The sequence below is a fragment of the Arthrobacter sp. M2012083 genome (assembly GCF_000281065.1).
Taxonomy (GTDB): domain Bacteria; phylum Actinomycetota; class Actinomycetes; order Actinomycetales; family Micrococcaceae; genus Arthrobacter.
This window is the reverse complement of the sequence record NZ_AKKK01000006.1, coordinates 162,962-185,040: the sequence shown is the minus strand read 5'-3', so window position 1 is coordinate 185,040 and position 22,079 is coordinate 162,962. Positions and strand designations below refer to the sequence as shown.

Here is a 22,079-nt window from a genome sequence, read left to right as displayed (position 1 = left end):
AAAAACGCTGTGACGTGGCGCGAAGCCTGCGCCCAACTATTCCGATGCGGCCGCCTCCGTTGTTCCCGGCTGACGCCCTGCCGGTTGGCCACCCCGGGTGAGCCTTCCGGCAGGGCGGACTGCATTAGGCGTTGATTTCCTGCCTCTGCCCGCTGGATTGGATCTCGATGCGGCGCGGCTTGGCCTTCTCGGCGACGGGGATGCGGAGCGTGAGCACCCCGGCGTCGTAGCTGGCTTGCACGCCGTCGGTATCCAAGGTGTCACCGAGGATAAGTTGGCGGCTGAAGACGCCCTGTGGGCGCTCGGCGGCGATCATCTCGGTGTTCTCGCCCGCGGGCGACTTACGTTCTGCCTTTACCGTGAGGACATTTCGCTCGACGTCGAGGTCAACCGTCTGGGGATCCACCCCTGGCAGATCGAAGGCAACAACAAATTGTCCGTCCTCCTGCCATGCATCCATCGGCATTCCGGCCGGGCGTGCTGTTGTGCCAAAAACCTGTTGGGCGAGCCTGTCGAATTCGCGGAACGGGTCAGTGCGCATCAGCATGTGGTTCTCACTCCTTTGGATCTTGATGCTGATTCTGTTGTTGGTACCAGCCTGCTCACTCATGCTCAATCTGTGTTGGCTGGTATAGATTTTTTATAGCACTGGTGAGAAAGTTGATGCAAGTAGTTTTCCGGAAGATTTTTGGAGGTCTTTGATGGCAGCTTCGAATGCTGAGACTGCCGCTGAAGAGCACGACGGCGGCCTGGCTTCTTCTGGTGCGGACGGCACCTCGGATGAGGGCTCGGCTGATGGCCGGGACGCCCGCGGGGTCTACGCGATCTCGGTGGCAGCTGAACTCGTCGGCACAGGGCAGCAGAACATCCGGCAGTACGAGCGCAAAGGTCTGCTCACCCCTGAAAGGACCGACGGCGGCACTCGCCGATACAGCGAAAGTGACCTTGCGACGCTCCGCAGGATCGGGGTGTTGTTGGACGAGGGGTTGAACTTGGCCGGCGTGAAACTGGTGCTCGAGTTGGAAGCGGAGAACCGGGGGCTGACGGAGGACAACAAGGGGTTGGCTGACGACAACCGGGAGCTGCGGGCAGATAACCGTGGGTTGCGGAAGGATCTGAAGCGGGCGCGGGGTGGGGTTGACTAAAGCACATCATCAACCGCCGGACGTGCGGAAGCCGCCCCTCTCATCGGAACATTCCTAGCCGGGGTTCCATCACTGGAAGCACTTAGGCCCGGACAGCCGTCCACATCCCCTGGGCGTCATGACGCACCGTGCGTGGCTATACCGCCGGACAATCGCGAGCCACCCAACCCACCTGTTAACCCACTCTTCCCCCACAAGCCACCCGTTCGAACCCGCACCGCCAACCGCCACGACCACCGTTGAAGGCGTGAGGATCGCAATCGTCGCCGAATCATTCCTGCCACTGATGAATGGGGTAACCCATTCGATACTGCGGGTGCTGGAGCATCTGCAGGAGCGCGGGGATGAGGTGATGGTGATCGCGCCGTCGACGTCGGACACTGATGTTTCGAGCGTCGAGAAGGGTGCGTATGTGCACCGGCTTCCTTCGGTGCCGCTGGCCGGTTACACGAATGTGCGGGTTGCGTTGGGTGGTGTGAATCGGGTCAAGCGAATCCTTGCCGATTTCTCCCCCGACGTGGTGCACCTCGCTTCCCCGTTCGTCCTCGGCTGGCGCGCCGTACAGGCCGCCCATCAGCTCGGCATCCCGACTGTAGCGATCTACCAAACCGAAGTTCCCAGCTACGCCGCCCGCTACGGTGTGCCGTTCCTGGAGAACTGGGCCTGGAACCGCGTGGACAACATCCACCTCCTGGCCACACGAACCCTGGTGCCGTCGACGTTCGCGCTGAATCAGTTGCGCGGACGCGGCATCCTGCGCGTGGACATGTGGCGCCGTGGTGTGGATACCGCGCGTTTCAATCCCGCAAAGCGTTCGACGGCGTGGCGCAGCTCAGTGGCGCCCGACGGTCACCGCATCATCGGCTACGTCGGCCGGCTCGCCGTCGAGAAACAGGTTGAGGATCTGGCCGTACTAGCGGATTTGCCGAACACGAAGCTGGTCATCGTTGGTGATGGCCCGCAACGGGAAGCACTCCAGGCGGCGTTGCCGAACGCCCACTTCGCCGGGTTCCTCGGCGGGGATGCGCTGGCTCAAGCTGTTGCCAGCTTCGACCTCTTCGTCCATCCCGGCGAATTCGAGACCTTCTGCCAAACCATCCAAGAAGCCATGGCATCCGGTGTTCCCGTGGTCGCGACCGGCCGCGGAGGCCCCTTGGACCTCGTGGAGAACTCACGCACGGGCTGGCTGTATGAGCCGGGAAACCTTGGCCAGTTGCGCGGCTATGTGCAGGACCTGATCGGCGACGACGCCAAGCGCCGCGCGTTCGCAACGGCAGCTACCGCTTCAGTCCAGGGCCGGACGTGGCCGGTGCTCAGCGCCGACCTGGTGCGCCATTACAACGAAGTCATCTCCGGCGTGCCAAGCGGAACTACCGGGCCCAGTGAATTCACCTCAAGCAAAGGACCCCCCTCATGAAGATCTCCGTGATCGGCTGCGGCTACCTCGGCGCAGTCCACGCCGCAACGCTCGCTTCGATGGGCCACACCGTGGTGGGCATCGACGTCGACTCCTCCAAGGTTGAGCATCTCAACAAGGCGCTGGCACCCTTCCACGAGCCCGGCTTGGATGAGCTCCTCAAGGATGGCCGCACCACCGGCCGGCTCGTGTTCACCACGGATTTCGCGGCTGCTGCTGATGCCCAGGTCCACTTCCTCTGCGTGGGTACCCCGCAATCGAAAACCTCAGACACAGCCGACCTCTCATACCTGATGGGCGCCACGAAGAGCCTCCTGCCGCACCTGGCCAAGGGCGCCGCCGTCGTGGGTAAATCAACGGTGCCGGTAGGCACGGTGGAGACGCTCCGCGCGATCCTGGCCCGACGCTCGGACGTGCTGCTCGGCTGGAATCCTGAGTTCCTTCGCCAAGGCACGGCCGTCAAGGACTCGCTGGTGCCTGACCGCCTGGTTTACGGCGTCCCCGGCGGCAAGGGTGCCGCAGCAGGTGCGCCCATCACCGCGGTATTGGATGCGGTGTACGAGCCCTTGATCAGCGCCGGCATCCCGCGACTGGTCTGCAACTTCGCGACGGCTGAACTCATCAAATCGGCGTCGAACGCATTCCTGGCCACGAAGGTCAGCTTCATCAACGCGATGGCTGAGCTGTGCGACGCATCGGGCGCCGACGTGAGCGAGCTCAGCGAAGCCATGGGCCTGGATCCGCGCATTGGCAACAGGTACCTGCACGCGGGGCTCGGTTTCGGTGGCGGCTGCCTACCCAAGGACATCCGATCGTTTCGGGCCCAGGCGCGCGAGCTTTCCGTGCCGTCGGTGGATGAGTGGATGGGCTTGGTCGATTCAGTGAACCTGGACCAGCGTTCCCGCGCCGTGGAGGTCGCCCGCGAGATGTGCCGCGGCTTCCTGTCGGGACGAACGGTGACCATCCTTGGTGCCGCGTTCAAGCCCGACACCGATGACATCCGGGACTCCCCCGCCCTGGACGTCGCCCAACAACTCGCCGCCGCCGGCGCGCACGTGACCGTCACCGACCCCAAAGCCATCAACAACGCCTGGATCCGCTACCCGCAAATCCGCTTCGAAGCCTCCACCAAGCGTGCCCTGGAAGGCGCCGAACTGGTGCTGCTACTCACGGAATGGGACGAATACGTGTCGCTCTCGCCTGTTGTTGCGGGAGCACTCGTACGACGCCGGATGGTGCTGGACGCTCGCAACGTATTGGACGCTGAAGCCTGGCGGAGTGCGGGGTGGACGGTCCGCGGGTTGGGGACGGGTGCTTCGGTTGTTGGTGCTGATGGAGACCAGGCGAAGCCCGCCGACCGGAAGAAGCACGCGGCGCGCTAAGTCATAGACAACTCCGCCTCCCTTTTCTGTTCGGCACGGTGTTAGGGTCACTGGACGCGCCATCGCATCGGCGCGTCTACAAGGGGGCAATACATTGAAAAAGCGTTCTATTCGCATGACCAAAAACTGGCATTTCCGAAGCAACTCTCCGTGGTCGCAAGGGCGAAAAGCACTGGGGCTGGTGGCCATGACGTCGCTGCTGGTTGCGGCCACAGCGTGCGCTCCGGGAGCGCCCTCGAGCGCCAGCTCTGTAAACAGTACGAAGGTAACTCCTTCCACAACACCTTCTCCAACACCCAGCAAGGTCGCTGGCACGGCGTGCACAGCTGAGAAGGCCACTCAGACTTCCGCTGGCGAGACCTATGTTTGCGCCATCGACCAGGCTGGCAAAATGACGTGGTTGGACTCTGCGAGCGCCAAGAAACTGTCCGATCAGCGCAGTGCGGAAGCGGCGGCAAAGGCAGCTGCTGAGAAGGCTGCGGCCGACCAAGCGGCTGCAGACAAGGCGGCGGCGGACAAAGCTGCGGCTGATAAAGCGGCGGCCGACAAGGCTGCCGCCGATGCGGCGGCAGCCATTCAAGCCGCGGCTGATAAGGCGGCTGTCGATAAAGCAGCTGCGGACGCCGCTGCAGCCCAAGTCCAGCCGAAAGTAGTTCCGCCTGCCCCTCCTGCCCAGAGCGGTTGCGACCCAAACTATGCGGGAGCCTGCGTACCCATTGCATCGGACGTTGACTGCGCGGGTGGCAGCGGCAACGGTCCGGCTTACGTGAAGGGTCCCGTAACTGTGATCGGTACGGATATCTACCAGCTTGACGGCAATGACAATGATGGGATCGGCTGCGAGAGGTAACCGGCAGTTTGGGTGGCCGCAGCCTCAGAAGCTGCGGCCACCCACAGCTCCAACGTGTGCAGGTTTCGCTCGATGTCGTGGGGGGGTTCCCCAAATCTTCGTGATTCTCTCAGCGCGAAGAAGGGGTTTCGCGTCATATGTCCTTGGTTCGGACTACTACCACTACGGACGGGGGTTGAACCTACAACGACAAGGACTTGCCAGTGATCACGCACTTTTACCCGGCGGCGCTTCGCATCATCACGTGCGTCATAGCTGTTTGCTCGGCGGTGTCGGCCACCCTGCTGGGAACGGCGCCCCCTCCAGAAGGCCTGGCAATCCTTGATCCTGCAGATTTGCGGACCACGGCTGTCGTTCTCACAATGGCTCTGGGCGTGGTGGCACCCGTAGCGATCTTGATTGCCGAACCGCTCACCTGCCTGCTACTTAAAGCAGGACTCTTCGCTGCATCCGGCTTTGGCAATGCAATGATGCTCAGCCCCCTGGTGGTGGTTCCGTTCCAGGAAGCGTCCACCGCACTGGCAGTTGTTTGCTCGGTAGCTCTGACTATCGCGAGCATCATCACCTACATGGAGTCTGTGGAACGCAGGAACGCTCGACGGCGGGCCAACACCTAGACGCTGTCACTCAGCACCTATTTTTGGTGAATTTTCCCCCAAATATAGGTCTCCCCACCACCTAGTTTGAGGATTCGAACACCTAGAAGCCATTGCTGGCCATAGTCTCTTTTTGTGCCTCTCGGGGCGGGATTCCCGGTGTCCGGCGGGTTACCCACTCGCTCCACGCAAAGGAGGCACTGCGGCACGGCTCCACCCGACTACCCCCAGGTGGGGCCGTGCCCAGCCGGGACATCAGCCGGCAGGACGATCAATACGCAAACGAACCAAGCGGTACACGATGCCCACTGCGAACATCAGCACACCCAATCCGGCGGACACAGGCGGAAGGGTGGCAACAAGAACCACGCATGCAACAGCTCCGGCCACCTGAAGGAACTTCGGGTAGCGGCGGTCTTCCGGCGGCTGAGTGTAAGCGGCTATGTTGGCAACCAAGTAGTAGAGCAGCACTCCGAATGACGAGAAGCCGATTGCCCCTCGAAGATCAGCCACGGCGATGATCAGGCAGACCACTACAGCCAGCGCGGTTTCGGCACGATGCGGGACCTTGTAGCGCGGATGCACAGCGGAGAGCCAGTGCGGCAGATCGTGTTCGCGCGCCATGGCCAGGCTGGTCCGGCCAAGTCCTGCGACGAGTGCCAACAACGCCCCCAGAGACGCAACGGCGGCACCGACTCTGACCACCGGGGAAGCCCAGGCAAAGGTGCCGGCGCTCACCGAATCGGCCAAGGGTGTCGGCGTGGCGGCCACTCCTTCGGGGCCGAGCGCCGCCAGCAAAGTAACCGCTATCGCGGCGTAGATGACGATGGTGATCCCCAAGGCAATACTGATCGCCCGGGGGATGGTGCGCTTGGGCTCGCGCACTTCCTCACCCATCGTCGCGATCCTTGCGTACCCTGCAAACGCGAAGAACAGCAGGCCCGCAGATTGCAGGATGCCGTACCAGCCATGAGCCAGCAGCCCCTCCCCCATAAAGCCGCCAAAGTCAGGACCCGAGCCACCCCAGACCGCTGCGACAGCAATCGTCAGGGCAGCAAGTACGGCGACCACCAGCACTCGCGTTAGCCCGGCTGTGCGGGTCACCCCGTGATAGTTCACAGCGGTCAAAATCACGACGGCGGCAATCGCCACCGGGCGTTCCCAACCAGGCGGTGCGGCATAGGCCGCGAAGGTCATCGCCATGGCAGCGGCACTCGCCGTTTTGCCTATGACGAATCCCCACCCTGCCAGGAACCCGGACCAAGGGCCGAGCCGCTCCCGACCGTAGATATAGGTACCGCCGGACGTTGGGTAGGCCGCAGCTAGTTGGGCGGACGAGGTTGCGTTGCAGAAGGCAACGAAGGCCGCCACTACCAATCCGATCAACAGCCCTGATCCTGCAGCTGCAGCGGCTGGGGTGAAGGCCGCGAAGACTCCCGCGCCGATCATTGATCCCAGACCAATAAGCGAAGCATCGAACGTGCCGAGTCGGCGGGCCAAAGCCGGGGAGTTGCTCACGGACACCCTTCACACTGAGGAACCGGGCTCAGCGCGGAGCGTGAGAGGCCGGTGATTGGAGGTGAATCCAGCCTATCCCGGCTCAGCGCGGCGGAAGTGAATTCCCCACGAGCATGAAAAGACTATTGCGGGATGTTGCACCAGTCTTCCGCAACGCGTTGGAGATGTGGTTCTCAACAGTCCTCGCGCTGATGCCGAGGTGCTCCGCGATTTCCACGTTAGTGCGATGCCCGGCTAGTACGGCGATCTCGATCTCTCTTTCGGTCAACGGTGTGGTCCTGAAGGAATTAAAGGAGAGCTGCTCGTTGGCCGATGGGAAGCGGACGGCGAAGATGGAAGAAGCCTGAGCCAGGGCGTCAGCTGCTGCGGCGTCACCGTCTATGACGTGGCGCTTGAGAGCTCCTCGGAGCAGCATGCCCACTTGGTACGTGTCGACGTCAGGTTCATAGTGCTTGAGGAGAAGCCCCAACAGCTTGTGGTCGCCTTCAACCACCGCGGTCGCGATGGCAACGAGCTGGTCATGGACCGTGAGGCCGCTCTCCCGCAGGATCTTCTGCAGCAGATCCAAAACGGGCCTGCCCGGGCAAAGGCACGTACAAAGCAGCGCAGTCATCATGGCTTCAAGGACGTAACCGCTCTTCAGCTGCCGCCTGATGAGTTTGGCGGCTTTGCGGTCGAACACAGAAGGTTGGGCGTTGTTATGGGCGATGAGCTCGTACGCTCCCTTGCCGATGCCGGGTATTGGACCAACGTCCGGCGCCTCCGTCCGCGCCTGGGCGGCTATGGAAAGCGTCGGCAATATGGCAGTTGTCGCGTGCCGGAGCCCAGCCAATCTGAGCATCGCGTCGTAGAGCGAGTCCACCACGAAGCCCGGACGCCCCATCGCAAAGACGCTGCTCATGAGGTACTCGGCCTCTTCAAAGTGTCCTCGGTAGAGCAGGCCGTGTGCGGCCACATAGCTGCTGGTGACGACGCCGAATTGGTCCAGATTCTTGCGGGCTTCTGCCCGCCAATCCAAGGCGAAGACCAACGACTCCTCCACGCGTCCAGCGGCGAAGAGGGCGAAGCCTTGTATGAACGGCCGGAGATGGGAAAAAGCATCATCGTCTCCTTCACCCTCAACGGCCTCCAAAGCTGCAGCTGGTTTGAAGCGGTACAGCTCCAGCAACCCATGGACCAACGTCCCCATTCCCGATCCTTGACCCCCAAGAACACTTGGCTCCTTAGCGGATCCGGCTGGAACCCTGCCGTGGGAAGCACTGATAAACAGAACGGCGTTCTCTACTTCAGATACCAGCTGCGGATTGTCCCCGGCGAATCTTTGGAGGATGTCGACGGCGGCACTTGGCCCGCGGCCCGTCTGGATCGCAAGCATGGCCTCGGTGATGGTGACCAGCAAGCGGTCCCTGGGGTCGGCGTCGGAGTCTGTTGTCTCAGCGCAGACAAGACTGGCACGCGCCACATTCACGGGAGCACCCCAGTAGATGCGGAGGAGCGCTGCTGCGTTGGCCGCTGACTTGTTGGTTTGCCATCGTTCGAAGCGGATGCGTTCGCGGTCCGCGTTGTGGTCGTGGAAGTGCCTGGACGTTATAGCGTCCTCGTCGCCCTTCTCCAGACGGAGAGATGAAAGCACGCGGGAGAGGCAGTCCGCCGTGGTGTGCTCCTCGGGGGCCATCTGAGGGGCAGCTTCAAGGACGCCAGCGATCTTGCTGCGCAGCAGTTTGCGGTCCCGGAGCTTCTTGTTTCCTCGGAAGTAGTCAGCGATGACGGGCGGACTAATAGCCGCTATTGAGCCATTGTGGTGGTCTGCCAGAACGGACAGGAATCCCCTGCGCTCCAGGCCTTCCAAGGCATCGGGCTGGATGACTTTGTGGAGAACATCAACCCGTGCGGTACCGAGAATCGCCATGATGTGCAGCGCCGTGAACTCCTCGGCATTCAGTTCAGCCAGGAGAGCCTCAAGTGTGCCGCGAAGGTGTTCGTTCCATAGAGTGTCGGCAGTCATACACCATTGCTTGTCTTTCATGACCAGCAGGTTGCTCAGCGAGGCGGTCTCTGCGATCCGCACGATGAGCCGCGGGTTGCCGGCGGACTTGGTGAGGATGCGGGCAGTCGTGTCTGCGTCTGCCGGGGCACCAAGAACCTGGGCGATGAGAAGGTGGACCTGCTCGTAGTGGAGCGGATCCAGTTGCAGGTGCGCCTCCCTACCGTTGTTGAGGACGGCCAGCTGCCCCCTGGAGAAAGCCCATGTTTCCGGGGCCGTGGCCACCATTGGACAATCGGATCTCCGCCGGACGGCCTCCAGTACTGCCAGGGACTCACTGTCCACGAGGTGGAGATCGTCAACAACCAGCAGGTGTTTGCCGGCTTTGGCCAGCTGGCTCGAGAACACATCAGCGATATCGAAGACACCGCTGCGGCCAGGCCTCATTTCCAGACCGAGCCCCTTGATGGCCGAGTACGGAATAGTGCGGTGTGTACGGAGTCCACTGATGAAGTGCACGGAAACTCCGGTCTTCTCCAGATTGCTCATGACGTTGCGTACCACCGACGTCTTCCCGCTGCCAGGGGCGCCAACAACCCTCACACCGATGCCGCGGGCAACAAAGTCGAGGATTCGCTGAACCTCTGAATCGAACACGCGACCTAGCCTTCTGTTTTTGTGGGTGCCCGTCATGAGGCTCACTTCGCAGGCTAGATCTTGAAAACGGGACTAGGTGGCAATACGGCCTTGCACAGACCGGTTTTGGGCCGTCTAGGTGGTGATTTGGGCAAAAATAGGTGCTGGCGCGACGCGTCTAGGTGGTGCGGCTGTTCGAATATTGGGCGATCCATGAGGATGCTCCTTCAGCTCTGCGGGTGGACTGCTTCCCACGTTACGGAGAGCTGGAAGGGAATTACACGGGTGTAATTCGCTATGTGGATATATGTTCTATCGGCACAAGAGGTACTAGAAGATATCTTCTACATGAGGGCAGACAAAAAACGGGGCCGGTCAATGACCGGCCCCGCTCTTGAGTTATCCGAAGACTAGATAGCCTGGATGTTTACTGCCTGGGGACCCTTGGGGCCCTGCTCGACGTCGAAGGAAACCTTCTGGTTCTCTTCGAGGGAGCGGTAGCCCGAGGAGTTGATCGCAGAGTAGTGAGCGAAAACGTCCTGGCTGCCATCTTCAGGAGAGATGAAGCCGAAGCCCTTTTCGGAGTTGAACCATTTCACGGTACCTGTAGCCATTTTTTCAGTCCTTACTGAAGGTGGAGATTGTCCCGACTTTCGGGTCTCCGGGTGTGGGGTGTTCTCCACCGTTACTTCAGAAGGTCACGATCCGGAAGGATCGTGGGGACTGCCTGAACTACCAAATGCCAAACACAACAACACCGTCTAGTCTACAGAGATTTGGGGAGATGGGAAGCGCTGGACAAACTTCTTCTGAAATTTATCCATTTGAGATAGACCCCGCCCCTGCCAGAGGACGTTCGCATTGAAGGTCTTGAGAGTGCCCCGAGGGACCGTATTGGCTGCTCCTAACCCTCTGGATGGCGACTCATCGGCGTCGTATGCTTCAGGCAAGTCACGCCGCCACTTATCCGGGAGGAACTCCCATGCAGATGCCCAAACCCTCAGAGGCCGACAAGGAACGCTTCCGCTCTGTGCTCCCTGATCATCCGGATGTCGTCGTCAAACCGATGTTCGGCAACTTGGGCGCCTTCGTGAACGGCAACATGTTCGCCGGCTTGTTCGGCCCCACCATCGGCATCCGCCTGTCCGAGACTGACAAGGCCGCGCTGGAGGCGGAAGAAGTAACTCAACCCTTCGGCCCCGCGGAACGCCCGATGGGCGGGTATATCGGCTTGCCCGAAGCGTGGAACGATGATCCCGCACAGGCAGAGCCTTGGGTGGCCCGGGCATTCGCCCATGTGGCGGAGCTGCCGCCCAAAGCACCTAAGACGCCCAAGGCAAAGGCACCCAAGAACTAGGAAATCCTGGGCCCAAATGCCTCGCCAAATGTGCCAGGAAGTGCTGTGATCAAGCTATGCCTTCGATGCATGGACGAACAGCGCTCGTGACCGGCGCGACAGGCGGCCTTGGTAAGGCCATTGCCACTGCACTTGCACGCGAGGGAGCGTCCGTCGTCGTGGTTGGACGTTCCACAGCCCGGGCAGAAGATGCCATCCGCGATATCCGCACCAAAGAACCGAACGCGGTTCTCGAACCGCTCGCTTGCGACCTCTCAAGCCAGGGCTCAATCCGTTGGGCAGTGGACGAGATGCTTTCGCGCCAGGACGAGCTGGACGTCCTGGTCAACGCGGCTGGAGTCTTCCGCAAGGAGCGTCACGTGACTCCGGATGGGCTTGAACTCACGTTCGCCACCAATGTGATGAGCTACTTCCTACTGACGAATCTGCTCTTGGACGCGCTTAAACGCGGCGCTGGCGCGGACGGGGGCCGGACTTCGCGGATCGTTAATATCGCTTCCAAGTATTCGGGAGGCCCATCCACCACCAAGATCGACTTCGACGATCTACAAACCGCCAAGGGCAGTTACAGTTACCTGCGCGCCACTCCCCCAACAATGCTCGGCCGGGTCCTGTTGACGCAGGAACTCGCGGAGCGCCTTCGCGGATCCAACGTTGTGGTGAACGCCGTGCACCCGGGCCTCATAAAGCACACTGCGCTGCTACAGGACGTTGGCGGACCTTTCCGCTGGATGACGAACACCTTCGGCGCGACTGCTGAGAAGGCTGCCGATACGCCCGTCTGGCTGGCCACCGCGCCGGAGACTGCCGCGGTGTCCGGAAAGCTCTGGGGCAAACGCAAGGAACTGCCGACGCCGGGCATGGGCTCTGATCCTGCCGCGCGGAAGCGCCTCTGGGAAGAGTGCACGCGCTTGGCGAGCATCCTGTGATCTGGGCAGCGTCCTCGTAGAGGATGTGTTCCGAAATATCGGCCTCTAAACTTCCTCAAGCTTCAACTGCGGCGCAGGCTTGCGGAATCCGCGAGTCAGGAAGGCTAGGTAGACCACGCCCACGCCTGCCCAGATAAGCCCAAACGTGAACGACAACCCACTGAGGCTCGTCCATAGCCAGGCCGTCAGGGCGAAACCAATACCCGGCAGGACAAGGTTGTGAACCGTGCCCCGCGCTCCGCGCGCCTTCTCGTCAACGAAGTAATGCTTGATCACGGCCAGGTTGACCACGGAGAAAGCAACCAGCGCACCGAAGCTGATCAGCGACGAAATTGTCAGGAGATCCAAGACAAAGGCCAGAAGCGAAACGGCGGATGTCAGAAGAATAGGAAGCACGGGCGTGCGGAATCGAGGATGGAGCCGACCCAATGCAGCAGGGAACACACCACTACGACCCATCGAGTGAATGATTCTCGAAACGGACGCCTGAGACGTGAGCGCCGATCCAAGACTTCCTGCAATGTATGCGGCGGTGAAGAAGGCGACGAGCAGGTTTCCGCCCGCCGCGCCAATGACTTCGATGGCCGCCGCGTCCACATCATTGAATGTGCTGACGGGCAGTAGAAGGTGGCTGATGTACGCGAGCCCGAGGAAGATCACGCCTGCCAGCACGGTGGTGAGCATGATGGCCTTGGGCAGATTGCGCTTCGGGTCCTTCGTCTCCTCAGCAAAGGTTGAAACGGCATCGAACCCCAGGTAAGACAGGCAGAGAATCGCCGAGCCAGCCAGTATCGGGGAGACGCCCTCTGCCCCATCGACGCCGGTGAACGGAGCCATCAAGTCAAGATTGCCGGTACCGGTAATTGATGACAGTCCCAGCGCAACGAACAGCACAATGAAGAGGGCCTGAAGTCCCACCACAACGAAGTTGGCCTTGGCAATCGCGGTGATGCCCAAGATGTTCAGAACGGTCACGGCCAGGATTGAGACGATCATGAACACCCACGCCGGTATGGCTGGGAAGGCAGCGTTCATGTAGATGCCGATGAGCAGGTAGTTGATCATCGGCAGCAGCAGATAGTCCAGAAGCAGGGACCACCCCGCCATGAAGCCAAGCCCGGCACCAAACGACCGCGTCGCGTAGGTGTATGCCGATCCGCCGAACGGGAATGCTTGCGCCATCCGGCCGTACGAGCGCGCGGTAAATAGCATGACCACCAGCGTCACTGCGTAGGCGGCCGAAAGGCGCCCGCCCGTCAACTCCACCACAATGCCGTAGGTGCTGAAAATCGTCAGCGGCACCATGTAGACCAAGCCCAGCAACACCAGCGAGGGAACGCCAAGGACTCGGCGCCAACCCTGGGTTGGAGTCTGTGTGGAAGCTGGCCCCACAGGCTTCTCGCCTGCCGGTGTATCAGTATCAAATGTGGGGGTCATTGGGGATCCTAAATCTAATGCGGGGTGCTGGGAACTCCGCCAGAGCTGGGATGGCCAGCCCTTCGCGAACCGGCGAGGAGAAGCCGGTAGAAGTCATAAATGAATGCCGTTCGTTTATTAAAGCGGTGAGCCGGATCACAGTCAATATGTGACGGTGCGCGCCGCGTTTTGGCCAACGACCCCGACGCATCTCGCGCACCAGACCACCGAACGACCGGGACGAGCGGCCTCGACTAAAGCAACCATCGCCTACACTCTGCCGCGACCATCTATCTATTGGAATGGGCAAGGGCGGGCCGGACTGCAGCACCAAAGACCCTTACCGGCAAGGTCCCCTACCCTCAAACACTGGCCCCAACGCAATCCCGTGGTCTCGGGCATAACGACGGCAGCCATCACATACACGGCAGCGAACTCGCTCGCCGCGGCATGCTATCCACCGGCACCAGGAAAACCATCGACGATGGCGACGCCGCCTTCTCCGACATCGTCACCGAGCGGCTTACAAAGGCGGGAGGTCACCCCAGCGCCCAAGATTCCGAATGCTGACCGCAGGTAAATTTGCACGCAGAAAAAAGATCCCCACAATATGTGTCAGTCACTCAGTAAACGTGACGCGAATATTCGGATATTTTGGACTGCAGATCGTTGGCATCCTTGCCAAGACTCAAACGATCTGCTCCACCGAGGTCTCAGACCGCGGTGGCAGGAAAAGGGATAGGGACTGGGGTAATTCTGTGCGGGCACTGTCGGAACTGACGGATTCATCAGCAATTTCGCGGACTATTGACGAGTTCAGGCTTCTGGGTCGGGATATTTTCCTTAGCAAGTATGGACAGCAACCGTCGGTCCGATACTTCGCTGAAGTCGACGGCATGCTGATCGACTCCAAGCCGCTTTTGGCAGTTGCTTACGGAAAACAGCATCCTTCCAGGGGCCCGTTGTCCATCCGGCTTTTCGCAGGCGGAGAAGAAACTCGAAGGGCGCTGAAGCGCTTTGGTATAGAGCTGGTCACACGCGGCGGCGGCAGGCTTGGAGTGCTATACGGAGAAATCACGGAATGTCCGCCAGGGACAGTTTTCAAGGATCGACGCGAGGCCTACGACGCCGGTGTTCACCGGACCACACAGGCAGGGATAGCTGGTCAGGCGGACGGCACCCAATCCATTTGCCTCTCCGATGGATACTCCGACGATGAAATTCAAGGTGACCTAATCACCTACACGGGCTTTGGCGGCCGCGACGCCAACACAGGCCGGCACGTTGCCGATCAAAAGCTGGAAAAGGGCAACCTAGGTCTGGTCGAGAACTTCAAGCTTGGCCGGCCTGTACGCGTATTGGTCAAGGAGTCCGTGCTCACCGATAAGAAGGCTGACAATGAGTACATCTACCTGGGGCTATTTACCGTCACGAGTTGGGGCTGGGGTACGCGAGACGGCTGGAAAGTCCTGATCTACCAGCTGCGAGCAGTTGCTGGCGACAGTCTCATACCTGGTGACATTGCCATGGCCCTGACTCGGGGGGAGGACGTGACACCACCCCGGCGCAACACCAATGTCAATCGGGTCGTGCGTAACTACGGTGTCGCAGCTTCCGCGAAGCGGCTGTACGACAACACTTGCCAGATTTGCAGAACAAGACTTGTCACCGCTGCAGGGCCATACTCGGAAGGTGCTCATATCCGCCCGTTAGGGATCCCCCACAACGGTCCGGATACTTTGGAGAACATCCTATGCCTATGCCCAAACTGTCACGCCCTCTTTGATGGACACGCTCTGACCATTAGCCCCGACGGCACGGTCTTGAATCTAGGGAAACCAGTAGGAAAGCTCAACGTTGCACGGGCCCACGGATTAAACTTCGAACACCTTGCTTATCAGGAGCAAATATCCGCTGCTTCCTCGGAACGTACTCGTCTGCCCTAAGCCAGGAATGAACGATCCTGGCCTTCCCCGGCTTGAAAGTTCCTCAGTCACAGCTGGGTTCGCCAACAACCTTGGTGCCCTTCACTTGGATTTCGCCGATGGAAGCGTCCTCGACATCTCGGCAGACGAACACTACGAGGCGTGGACGCTGAACGGACCCGACGGTTTGTTGTTGGTTTCCACCCCCCGGGGGCGGTCTCACGACCTGGGGTTTACAGACACACTAGGTGTCACAAGGTCGAGTCAGCGTTAGCTGAGCCGTTGCCACCACGGTGCGCTCCGCCGTCGTGACCTTAGCAAGGCCGCAACCATCAACCGCCACCCGGCGTGAGCGCCATCCGGACATGCAAGGATGGGCGGATGTTGCCTGAGACCGAGATCCTGCTGCAAGGCCCCAGAGGGCGCCGCCTCTGCCTCGAATTGGCGATGGAAGCCGACCAGCATATCCGGAGGGCTGTCTTCGACCTCGGATTCAACCTCGATCCTGGAGCCGGGAGGTCCAGGGTTATGCTCACACTCGGTTCCGGGGAGCCCGAACCTGTTCCGGCTGCTTCGTCCATCGCAGAACTGGCCGACCGCATTGCGGCGTTGGAGCTGGGCGTCGTTGATGCTGCCCAGGCAGGTCACGCACTGCAGCGCGCCGTGGACACCGCAAGATATTGGCAGGAACCCGACGGCGAAGACGTCCTCGCAGCAACCCAAGCCGTCACAGATTCGCTCTCACACATCGCTCATTTGCTGTCAGCATCACCTGCCACACAGTGGTGGCGACGGGCTGCCCAGCCCAGTCAGTGGGCCATCGACTGGAGGACCGCGGAAGACCCAGCGCCGCTCCCTAAGAGTCCCCATCACACGTTGGCCGAATGGGCGCGCAGAGAACGGGCCACTGAGATCCTTTCAGCGCGGGAACGCCCCAAGGACCCACGAGCCAACTTCGGCGGAGAATGGTGGTCAATCCCCCACGGCTTGGTGCAAACAACGGGTGGGGTCCCTGATGGGTTGAACCTGGTGGAGGACTCCCTCGGTTGGGAATACGCCACTGTCATCCCCGTCGGAGGAACCGGGCGGATCTTGGAAATCCAGTCGACTGACGACTGGGTTGAACTATGCCGGGAGTTTCCGCTGGAAGTCAGCGCGTCCCGCAGGCACGACTGGTTCCGGACTACGGGGCGCCATGGCCGCTGGGTGATCCCGGATTGGGAGCGAGTTGCCACACGCTGGGACGCCATTCATCTCCCGGTGGATAGCTACCTCCGTTTAGCTTGCCGCGCTCTCCCAGTGGAAGACACTGCAACCGTCATCGCCGGCTGGGACCCTGACAGCACCATCTGGCTCACTGACGTGGCCCGGGAATCCGGGGAACCGCGTCAGTTCTGGCATCGGCCGCCCAACGAGGACCAGTGGACGTTGGTCTCGATGGGCTAGCTACGCACCCACGTGCGATCCGCCGTCGTATCTTCTGTACGGTGACATCGACGCGGTGCGCCAACCGCCCGCAATCTCCCGCAGCGTCTGCAAGTGCGCTGCCCACACGTCCCGCCCGGCACCTGTCACGCTTGCTGACGTCCGAGGCATCTTGCCGGCGAAGCTCTTTTTGATCTTCACGAACCCGGCCTTCTCCAGGATTGAGAGCTGCTTGCTCAGCACGGAGTCGCTCACCTGGATGGCGTCACGCAGGCTCATGCGCGCAGCTCACGGAAGGCCGCGGCAAGGCCGATGGCGGACAAAGCGACGGCCGCCGGAATGAAGAACCAGAGGTTGCCGTCCGGGAAGAAGTAGGTTCCGCCAACCAACGCCACAACGTACAGGGCGAAGTAGGCGATGAGGGACGTGAGGAACCGTTTGGTGTAACCGGCCTTTGTTGAGCGCCGCGCCGTATCCGGTATGCAGAACGACGTGCATACCGATCATCAGTAGAGAACCCATGATCGCGAGGCTCGTGTGTCGTTCAGTTATCACCCGCCGCAGCGAAGCCGGTAAATTTGAGCAAAGAAGTTCTGACCCTCGGTGAGTACCACGCCCCACCTCACGAAAGCAGGATCATATGACCGTCTCCCCCCTTATTTGGGGCATCACCATCGTCGTTATTCTGGCGCTGCTCGCCTTCGACTACTTCTTCCACATCCGGAAAGCGCACGTCCCCACCTTGAAGGAAGCGGCCATCTGGTCCTCCATCTACGTGGGACTGGCTGTGGTCTTCGGCATCCTGGTGCTGATCTTCGGCGGCGGCCAAATGGGGTCCGAGTACTTCGCCGGCTACATCACGGAGAAGGCCCTCTCAGTAGACAACCTCTTCGTTTTCCTGATCATCATGGCGAGCTTCAGGGTCCCGCGTGAGGATCAGCAGAAGGTCCTGCTTTTCGGCATCGTTTTCTCCCTGATCGCCCGGACCGGCTTCATCTTCCTGGGCGCCGCGCTGATCAACTCGTTCGCCTGGGTGTTCTACATCTTCGGCCTGATCCTGCTGCTGACGGCAGGAAATCTGCTCAAGCCCGACGGCCATGGCGACAAGCAGGCAAACAACTTCATGATCCGTCTCGCCAAGAAGCTCTTCCACACCACGGATAAGTACGACGGCGACAAGCTCTTCACCGTGGTCAACGGCAAACGAGCCCTCACTCCTATGCTCCTGGTGATGGTGGCCATCGGTGGCACGGACATCCTCTTCGCCCTCGACTCCATCCCGGCGATCTTCGGCCTCACGCAGAACGTCTTCATCGTCTTCACGGCTACCGCGTTCTCGCTGATGGGCCTGCGCCAGCTCTACTTCCTCATCGACGGCCTGCTGGATCGCCTCATCTACCTGTCCTACGGCTTGGCGGCGATCCTCGCCTTCATCGGCATCAAGCTGATCCTGCACGCCCTGCACGAAAACAACCTGCCGTTCATTAACGACGGCGAGCACGTCAACGTCATCGAGATCACTACCGGCCTCTCGCTCAGTGTCATCATCGGCGTCCTGGTCGTCACCGTGGTGCTCTCACTCCTCAGCCCGGCCGGCAAGGCCCAGACTGCCATCAACAACGCCCGGCGCCACGCCGTCGATTATCTGGACCTCGACTACACCGCCGACGCCAACGAGCGCGAGCGCATCTACCGTGCGTTGACGGCGGAGGAAGCCCAGATCGTTCAGATGCCGCTGAAGTACAGGAACAAGGCCAAGGACGTGGAGACGATCCGCGAGCAGGTGGCCGAAGCGCACCGCCAGCACGAGGCGTTCCTCAACCGCTAAAGCCCACTCAAAGTCAGGCGCCCAGGAGCACGCTGATCTGATCCCGGATCTCGTCGCCAACCTGGGCGTCCGTGTGTCCGATGTTGGCTGATGACGTCATGCTGATAAACATGATCGACGTGACGATCCTTGCCAGCTTCTCCGCATCACGGGCAAGCAGCCGCTCATCCCGGGAAAAAATCCCGGCAATGGCAGCTTCAGTACGGATGGTGAGAGACAACGCCTCTGCATGGTGCGGTTCGGAAGGATCGCCAAAGACGATTTCCCTCAGGTAAGTGCGGCCGTTTTCGATTTGAACGCGGTTGCACTCAATGATCGGGCGAATGATGGCCATCACGGCGTCGAGCACCGATTTTTCCGTGGAGGCGGCTTCGATTCCCGCGTCGAGGGCTTGGGCGTATTTCACGTTGTGCACCAAGAGAAGTAGCTCCGCCTTGGTCTTGGCATACAAGAACAAGGTTCCCGATCCGACGTCGGCCTTCTCAGCCACCTGCTGGGTGGTGACCTCGTCTACTCCGAATTGGGTGAAAAGTTCTCGTGCGGCCGCGGTGATGCGGTCAAGCTTTTCCTGCTTATTCCGCTCACGTCGGCCAAGTGTCTGGGGCGCAGGCTGCATTCAGCTACCGTATCAGCGGCCCGACAGATCAGCGGCCCAGGAACTTGAGGGCTACAGGGACAAACCTGTCATGGAACTGGAAGATGCCACCGTGCCCGGAGTCGGGGTAGATGACCAGCTCGCTGCCGGGAATCCTCCGGTGCATGTCGCTCGAAAGAACCGAGGGCACCATGCGGTCGTTGTCACCGTTGGCGATCAGCGTCGGTTGGGTGATGACGCCCAGATCGGCCGACGGCGACAGTCCCCACTTGCGGATGGCCTTCAGTTGCGTCTGGAACGCCTGGAGCTTGACGGGTGCCTCGCGGTTGGTGGTGCGCTCTTTCAGTCGCTCGATGAAAGCCCGCGCAGCGAGTTTGCCTGCAGAGTTGCGGTTGAAGAACAGGAACTCCTTAGGATCTTGCCGGGTCAAAGTACCCCGGAGTATGTCGTAATACGTGGTTCCGATGATCTTCTGGGTTCCTTCTCCACCAGCAGGACCCGTGCCGGCGAGCACAAGTTTGCGGACGAGTCCGGGATGCTTGACCACCAGCGACTGGGCGATCATGCCACCAAGTGAAAATCCAAAAAGATCCACTTTCGGATAACCAAGAGCTTTGATAAAGGTGGCAGCGTCGTCCGCCATGCCTTGGATGCTGTCCGGGACAGTGCCCGTGGACGCCCCCACACCGCGGTTACTGAAGGTGATCACGTGATGTTTTTCGGCGATGGGATCGATGATGCGCGGGTCCCAATTGTCCATGTTCCCGGCAAGGTGAATGAGGAAAACCACTGGGACACCGCCCTTGGGCCCCAATTCGCGGTACGCGTAGCTGAAGCCGTCAGCTGTCACTGTTTTCGCGGGCACCTGGAAGTAACTGCTCTGGTTTTGCTGTTCACTGCTCATGGTTTTGGTCCTGTCGTTTTGTTGGTTTGTGTTTAGAGACGGCTGACCACGGTCTTGCCGCGGATCCCGCCCTGATCAAGGGCCGCTAGGGCATCGGAGGTTTGATCGAACGGAGTAACCCGTCCCACTACTGGCTTGATGTCTCCGGCGTCGATGAGTGCCGCAATCTCCCGCAGCTGCTGGCCGTTGGCCTGCATGAAGAGGAACTCGTAGGTGACGCCGAGGCGCTTGGCTTTGCGTCGCAGACCCGAACTGAGCAGGGTCATGACACCACGCAATAGTGCGTTCGCACCCAACTGGCGGGCGAAGCCAGCGTCTGGAGGCCCAGCGATGCCGACAACTTTCCCTCCAGGCTTCAGGACTGTCAGCGAGCGCTCCTGGTTCTCACCACCGAGGCTGTCCAGGACAAGGTCGTAGTCGTGAAGGATCTCCGCGAAGTCCTCGGTCCGGTAGTCGATCACCACATCCGCGCCGAGTTCCCGAACAAAGTCCTTGTTCCCGGCACTGACCGTAGTAGCTACCGCGGCCCCGAGGTATTTGGCGAGCTGAATAGCGATGGAGCCCACTCCCCCGGCACCCGCATGGATGAGCACCTTCTGGCCGGGGCGCACCGAGCCCCGCTCTACCAGCGCCTGCCAGGCGGTCAAGGCCACCAGCGGAAGCGACCCGGCCTCTTCCATGCTGATGTTTGCCGGTTTGATAGCCAGGTCTTCCTCGGCTACGGCGATGCGCTCCGCGAACGTCCCAATGCTGTCATTTCCGGGGCGGGCGAATACCTCGTCGCCGTGCTGGAAGGATCGAACCTTCGCCCCGACCTGCAGAACCACCCCAGCGACATCGTGACCAAGAACTTGCGGCAGCTTGTACGGGAGGATCTGCTTGAACTCCCCTAGCCGGATCTTCTCGTCGAGCTGGTTCAGGCCGGCAGCTTTCACTTCGACCAACACGTCACGGTCACCGAGCACGGGCTCAGGTACGTCGATCTGCTGCAACGGTTCTTTGTACTGCGTGAGGACGAAGGCTTTCACTGAAACTCTCCCTTGGCTTATTACTGACTTGACTCAATTATGAGTACACTCAATTATTTAGTCAAGGGATAGCTCCGCTCGTTGCTTTCGACCACCTACTCCTTGGCGGTCCTCAGGCCCGCACCCGCGCCCGTTGAGATGGATGCAGATCGTCGGTAGCCACTCGGGCTGACGCCATACTCGCGAGAGAACGCAGCGCTGAACGTGAAGGCGTTGCTGTAGCCAAGCTCTTCGGCGATCACCGCCGTCGTCACATCGCTCGAAACCAATCTGTCGGCAGCCAGCGTCAGTCGCCACGTGCTGAGGTACGCCATGGGTGACTGCCCGACGGCGGTACGGAAGCGGGCGGCCATGGTCGCCCTTGAGACGTGGCAGCTGTGCGCCAATGCGGCGACGGTCCATGGCGCCGCCGGCTCCTGATGCAAGAGCGCGAGCGCCCGGGCAACCATCGGATCGCGGGTTCCGGTTGCCCAGCTTGGATTGTCCGGCCCCGCACGGTGGACGCTGGCGCGAACGAGCTGCAGCAGGAGAAGATCCAAGAGCCTGTCCAGCGCACCTTCCTGCCCCAAGCCTTGGTGTGTGAGTTCGCGTTCCAGCATGGCCAGCAGGCCGGCGTCGAGGTCTTCTTCCGAGAAGACAGCCACAGCGGGCAGCGCCGCCATGGCCAGTTGGCCGGCTGCAGCCTTCGATTGATACGTGCCGATCAGCAGCACCGTCTCCCCGTCGGGGCTGTTCCCCCAGGTCCGCACGCCTTGAGAGAACGTGAGCTCCAGATGCTCGCCTTCGAGAGTGCGGCAGGACTGATCTTCCCCGATCACAACGGTGGCTCGCCTGCCGGGTGCATCGCTCACAACATAAGGACCCGGCCCGCGGACAGTGGCCGCCTGGCCTTGAATCATGAGTTCCGGGACAGCGCCTTCCGCGGCGATCCAAGCTTGCCCACGAACGACCACAATGACGGTGAGGGCGGCCTGGTCCTGAACGTCGATGGCGAACGGAGGGTCCATGACCACGCGCAAGGCGAACGCAGCCTGTGCGCGAGGTCCTGTGAGGAACTGCGATAACGGGTCCATGCGGTCAGCATAGACCCTCACGTATGAAAAAGAGAGCCCTACCTATTCAGAGTCCAGAACCGAATGCGCAG

The 22,079-nt window shown here is 60.9% G+C and carries 21 protein-coding genes; 11 read left to right on the top strand and 10 right to left on the bottom strand.

From position 1 onward, the window contains the following. Window positions 1-124: 124 nt before the first annotated feature. Window positions 125-547: an Hsp20/alpha crystallin family protein gene (locus A477_RS0104215; RefSeq protein ID WP_026005349.1), complete on the bottom strand. Its 423-nt coding sequence runs from the start codon at window positions 545-547 to the stop codon at window positions 125-127. A 154-nt stretch (window positions 548-701) separates the two neighbouring features. On the opposite strand from A477_RS0104215, the gene A477_RS0104210 reads away from it, so the two are divergent. The 5 genes from A477_RS0104210 (at window position 702) to A477_RS0104190 (ending at window position 5,411) form a co-directional block, all read left to right on the top strand. Further along, window positions 702-1,145: a MerR family transcriptional regulator gene (locus A477_RS0104210; protein WP_017197772.1), complete on the top strand. Its 444-nt coding sequence runs from the start codon at window positions 702-704 to the stop codon at window positions 1,143-1,145. Between the two features lie 247 nt (window positions 1,146-1,392). Continuing rightward, window positions 1,393-2,562 carry a glycosyltransferase family 4 protein gene (locus tag A477_RS0104205; RefSeq protein ID WP_026005348.1) on the top strand — a complete coding sequence of 390 codons (1,170 nt, stop codon included), beginning with the start codon at window positions 1,393-1,395 and terminating at the stop codon, window positions 2,560-2,562. Next, window positions 2,559-3,944 carry a UDP-glucose dehydrogenase family protein gene (locus tag A477_RS0104200; protein ID WP_017197770.1) on the top strand — a complete coding sequence of 462 codons (1,386 nt, stop codon included), beginning with the start codon at window positions 2,559-2,561 and terminating at the stop codon, window positions 3,942-3,944. The genes A477_RS0104205 and A477_RS0104200 overlap by 4 nt, the downstream gene beginning before the upstream one ends. 391 nt (window positions 3,945-4,335) lie before the next feature. Beyond that, window positions 4,336-4,794, top strand: a complete 459-nt coding sequence (locus tag A477_RS23650) for a hypothetical protein (RefSeq protein ID WP_237715714.1) — start codon at window positions 4,336-4,338, stop codon at window positions 4,792-4,794. Between the two features lie 203 nt (window positions 4,795-4,997). After that, window positions 4,998-5,411 carry a hypothetical protein gene (locus A477_RS0104190; RefSeq protein WP_017197768.1) on the top strand — a complete coding sequence of 138 codons (414 nt, stop codon included), beginning with the start codon at window positions 4,998-5,000 and terminating at the stop codon, window positions 5,409-5,411. A gap of 234 nt (window positions 5,412-5,645) precedes the next feature. Here the strand turns inward: A477_RS0104190 and A477_RS0104185 are convergent, their stop codons facing one another. The 3 genes from A477_RS0104185 to cspE all read right to left on the bottom strand — a co-directional run bounded on the left by A477_RS0104185 (window position 5,646) and on the right by cspE (window position 10,142). After that, the gene (locus A477_RS0104185) at window positions 5,646-6,908 is read right to left on the bottom strand and encodes an APC family permease (RefSeq protein ID WP_017197767.1); all 1,263 of its coding nucleotides are present in this window, start codon (window positions 6,906-6,908) and stop codon (window positions 5,646-5,648) included. A gap of 82 nt (window positions 6,909-6,990) precedes the next feature. Next, window positions 6,991-9,549: a helix-turn-helix transcriptional regulator gene (locus A477_RS23645; RefSeq protein WP_017197766.1), complete on the bottom strand. Its 2,559-nt coding sequence runs from the start codon at window positions 9,547-9,549 to the stop codon at window positions 6,991-6,993. 389 nt (window positions 9,550-9,938) lie between these two features. Continuing rightward, window positions 9,939-10,142 carry a transcription antiterminator/RNA stability regulator CspE gene (gene cspE, locus A477_RS0104175; RefSeq protein WP_011773907.1) on the bottom strand — a complete coding sequence of 68 codons (204 nt, stop codon included), beginning with the start codon at window positions 10,140-10,142 and terminating at the stop codon, window positions 9,939-9,941. Window positions 10,143-10,510: 368 nt separating this feature from the next. Here cspE and A477_RS0104170 point away from each other — a divergent pair, with 368 nt between their 5' ends. Next, window positions 10,511-10,885, top strand: coding sequence for a TfoX/Sxy family protein (locus A477_RS0104170; protein WP_017197765.1), 375 nt, complete (start codon window positions 10,511-10,513; stop codon window positions 10,883-10,885). Window positions 10,886-10,941: 56 nt separating this feature from the next. Continuing rightward, window positions 10,942-11,814 (top strand): SDR family NAD(P)-dependent oxidoreductase, encoded by an 873-nt coding sequence (locus A477_RS0104165; RefSeq protein WP_157367029.1) that lies wholly within the window; start codon window positions 10,942-10,944, stop codon window positions 11,812-11,814. 45 nt (window positions 11,815-11,859) lie between these two features. On the opposite strand, the gene A477_RS0104160 is transcribed toward A477_RS0104165, so the two are convergent. Next, the gene (locus A477_RS0104160; RefSeq protein WP_017197763.1) at window positions 11,860-13,251 is read right to left on the bottom strand and encodes an APC family permease; all 1,392 of its coding nucleotides are present in this window, start codon (window positions 13,249-13,251) and stop codon (window positions 11,860-11,862) included. Window positions 13,252-13,793: 542 nt separating this feature from the next. On the opposite strand from A477_RS0104160, the gene A477_RS21970 reads away from it, so the two are divergent. The 3 genes from A477_RS21970 to A477_RS0104145 all read left to right on the top strand — a co-directional run bounded on the left by A477_RS21970 (window position 13,794) and on the right by A477_RS0104145 (window position 16,601). Next, window positions 13,794-15,176 (top strand): YDG/SRA domain-containing protein, encoded by a 1,383-nt coding sequence (locus tag A477_RS21970; protein WP_083848006.1) that lies wholly within the window; start codon window positions 13,794-13,796, stop codon window positions 15,174-15,176. 7 nt (window positions 15,177-15,183) lie between these two features. Then, window positions 15,184-15,429 (top strand): DUF6188 family protein, encoded by a 246-nt coding sequence (locus A477_RS23945; RefSeq protein WP_017197761.1) that lies wholly within the window; start codon window positions 15,184-15,186, stop codon window positions 15,427-15,429. A gap of 107 nt (window positions 15,430-15,536) precedes the next feature. After that, window positions 15,537-16,601, top strand: coding sequence for a hypothetical protein (locus A477_RS0104145; RefSeq protein WP_017197760.1), 1,065 nt, complete (start codon window positions 15,537-15,539; stop codon window positions 16,599-16,601). On the opposite strand, the gene A477_RS21960 is transcribed toward A477_RS0104145, so the two are convergent. Beyond that, the gene (locus A477_RS21960; RefSeq protein WP_017197759.1) at window positions 16,602-16,859 is read right to left on the bottom strand and encodes a transcriptional regulator; all 258 of its coding nucleotides are present in this window, start codon (window positions 16,857-16,859) and stop codon (window positions 16,602-16,604) included. Between the two features lie 361 nt (window positions 16,860-17,220). Here A477_RS21960 and A477_RS0104130 point away from each other — a divergent pair, with 361 nt between their 5' ends. Continuing rightward, window positions 17,221-18,408, top strand: coding sequence for a TerC/Alx family metal homeostasis membrane protein (locus A477_RS0104130; RefSeq protein WP_017197757.1), 1,188 nt, complete (start codon window positions 17,221-17,223; stop codon window positions 18,406-18,408). Between the two features lie 13 nt (window positions 18,409-18,421). On the opposite strand, the gene A477_RS0104125 is transcribed toward A477_RS0104130, so the two are convergent. From A477_RS0104125 to A477_RS21955, 4 genes are all read right to left on the bottom strand, one after another. Then, the gene (locus A477_RS0104125; protein WP_017197756.1) at window positions 18,422-19,024 is read right to left on the bottom strand and encodes a TetR/AcrR family transcriptional regulator; all 603 of its coding nucleotides are present in this window, start codon (window positions 19,022-19,024) and stop codon (window positions 18,422-18,424) included. A gap of 28 nt (window positions 19,025-19,052) precedes the next feature. Next, window positions 19,053-19,907 carry an alpha/beta fold hydrolase gene (locus A477_RS0104120; protein ID WP_017197755.1) on the bottom strand — a complete coding sequence of 285 codons (855 nt, stop codon included), beginning with the start codon at window positions 19,905-19,907 and terminating at the stop codon, window positions 19,053-19,055. Between the two features lie 32 nt (window positions 19,908-19,939). Further along, window positions 19,940-20,935 (bottom strand): NADP-dependent oxidoreductase, encoded by a 996-nt coding sequence (locus A477_RS0104115; RefSeq protein ID WP_017197754.1) that lies wholly within the window; start codon window positions 20,933-20,935, stop codon window positions 19,940-19,942. Between the two features lie 95 nt (window positions 20,936-21,030). After that, window positions 21,031-22,008, bottom strand: a complete 978-nt coding sequence (locus A477_RS21955) for an AraC family transcriptional regulator (RefSeq protein WP_017197753.1) — start codon at window positions 22,006-22,008, stop codon at window positions 21,031-21,033. Between the last annotated feature and the right edge of the window lie 71 nt (window positions 22,009-22,079).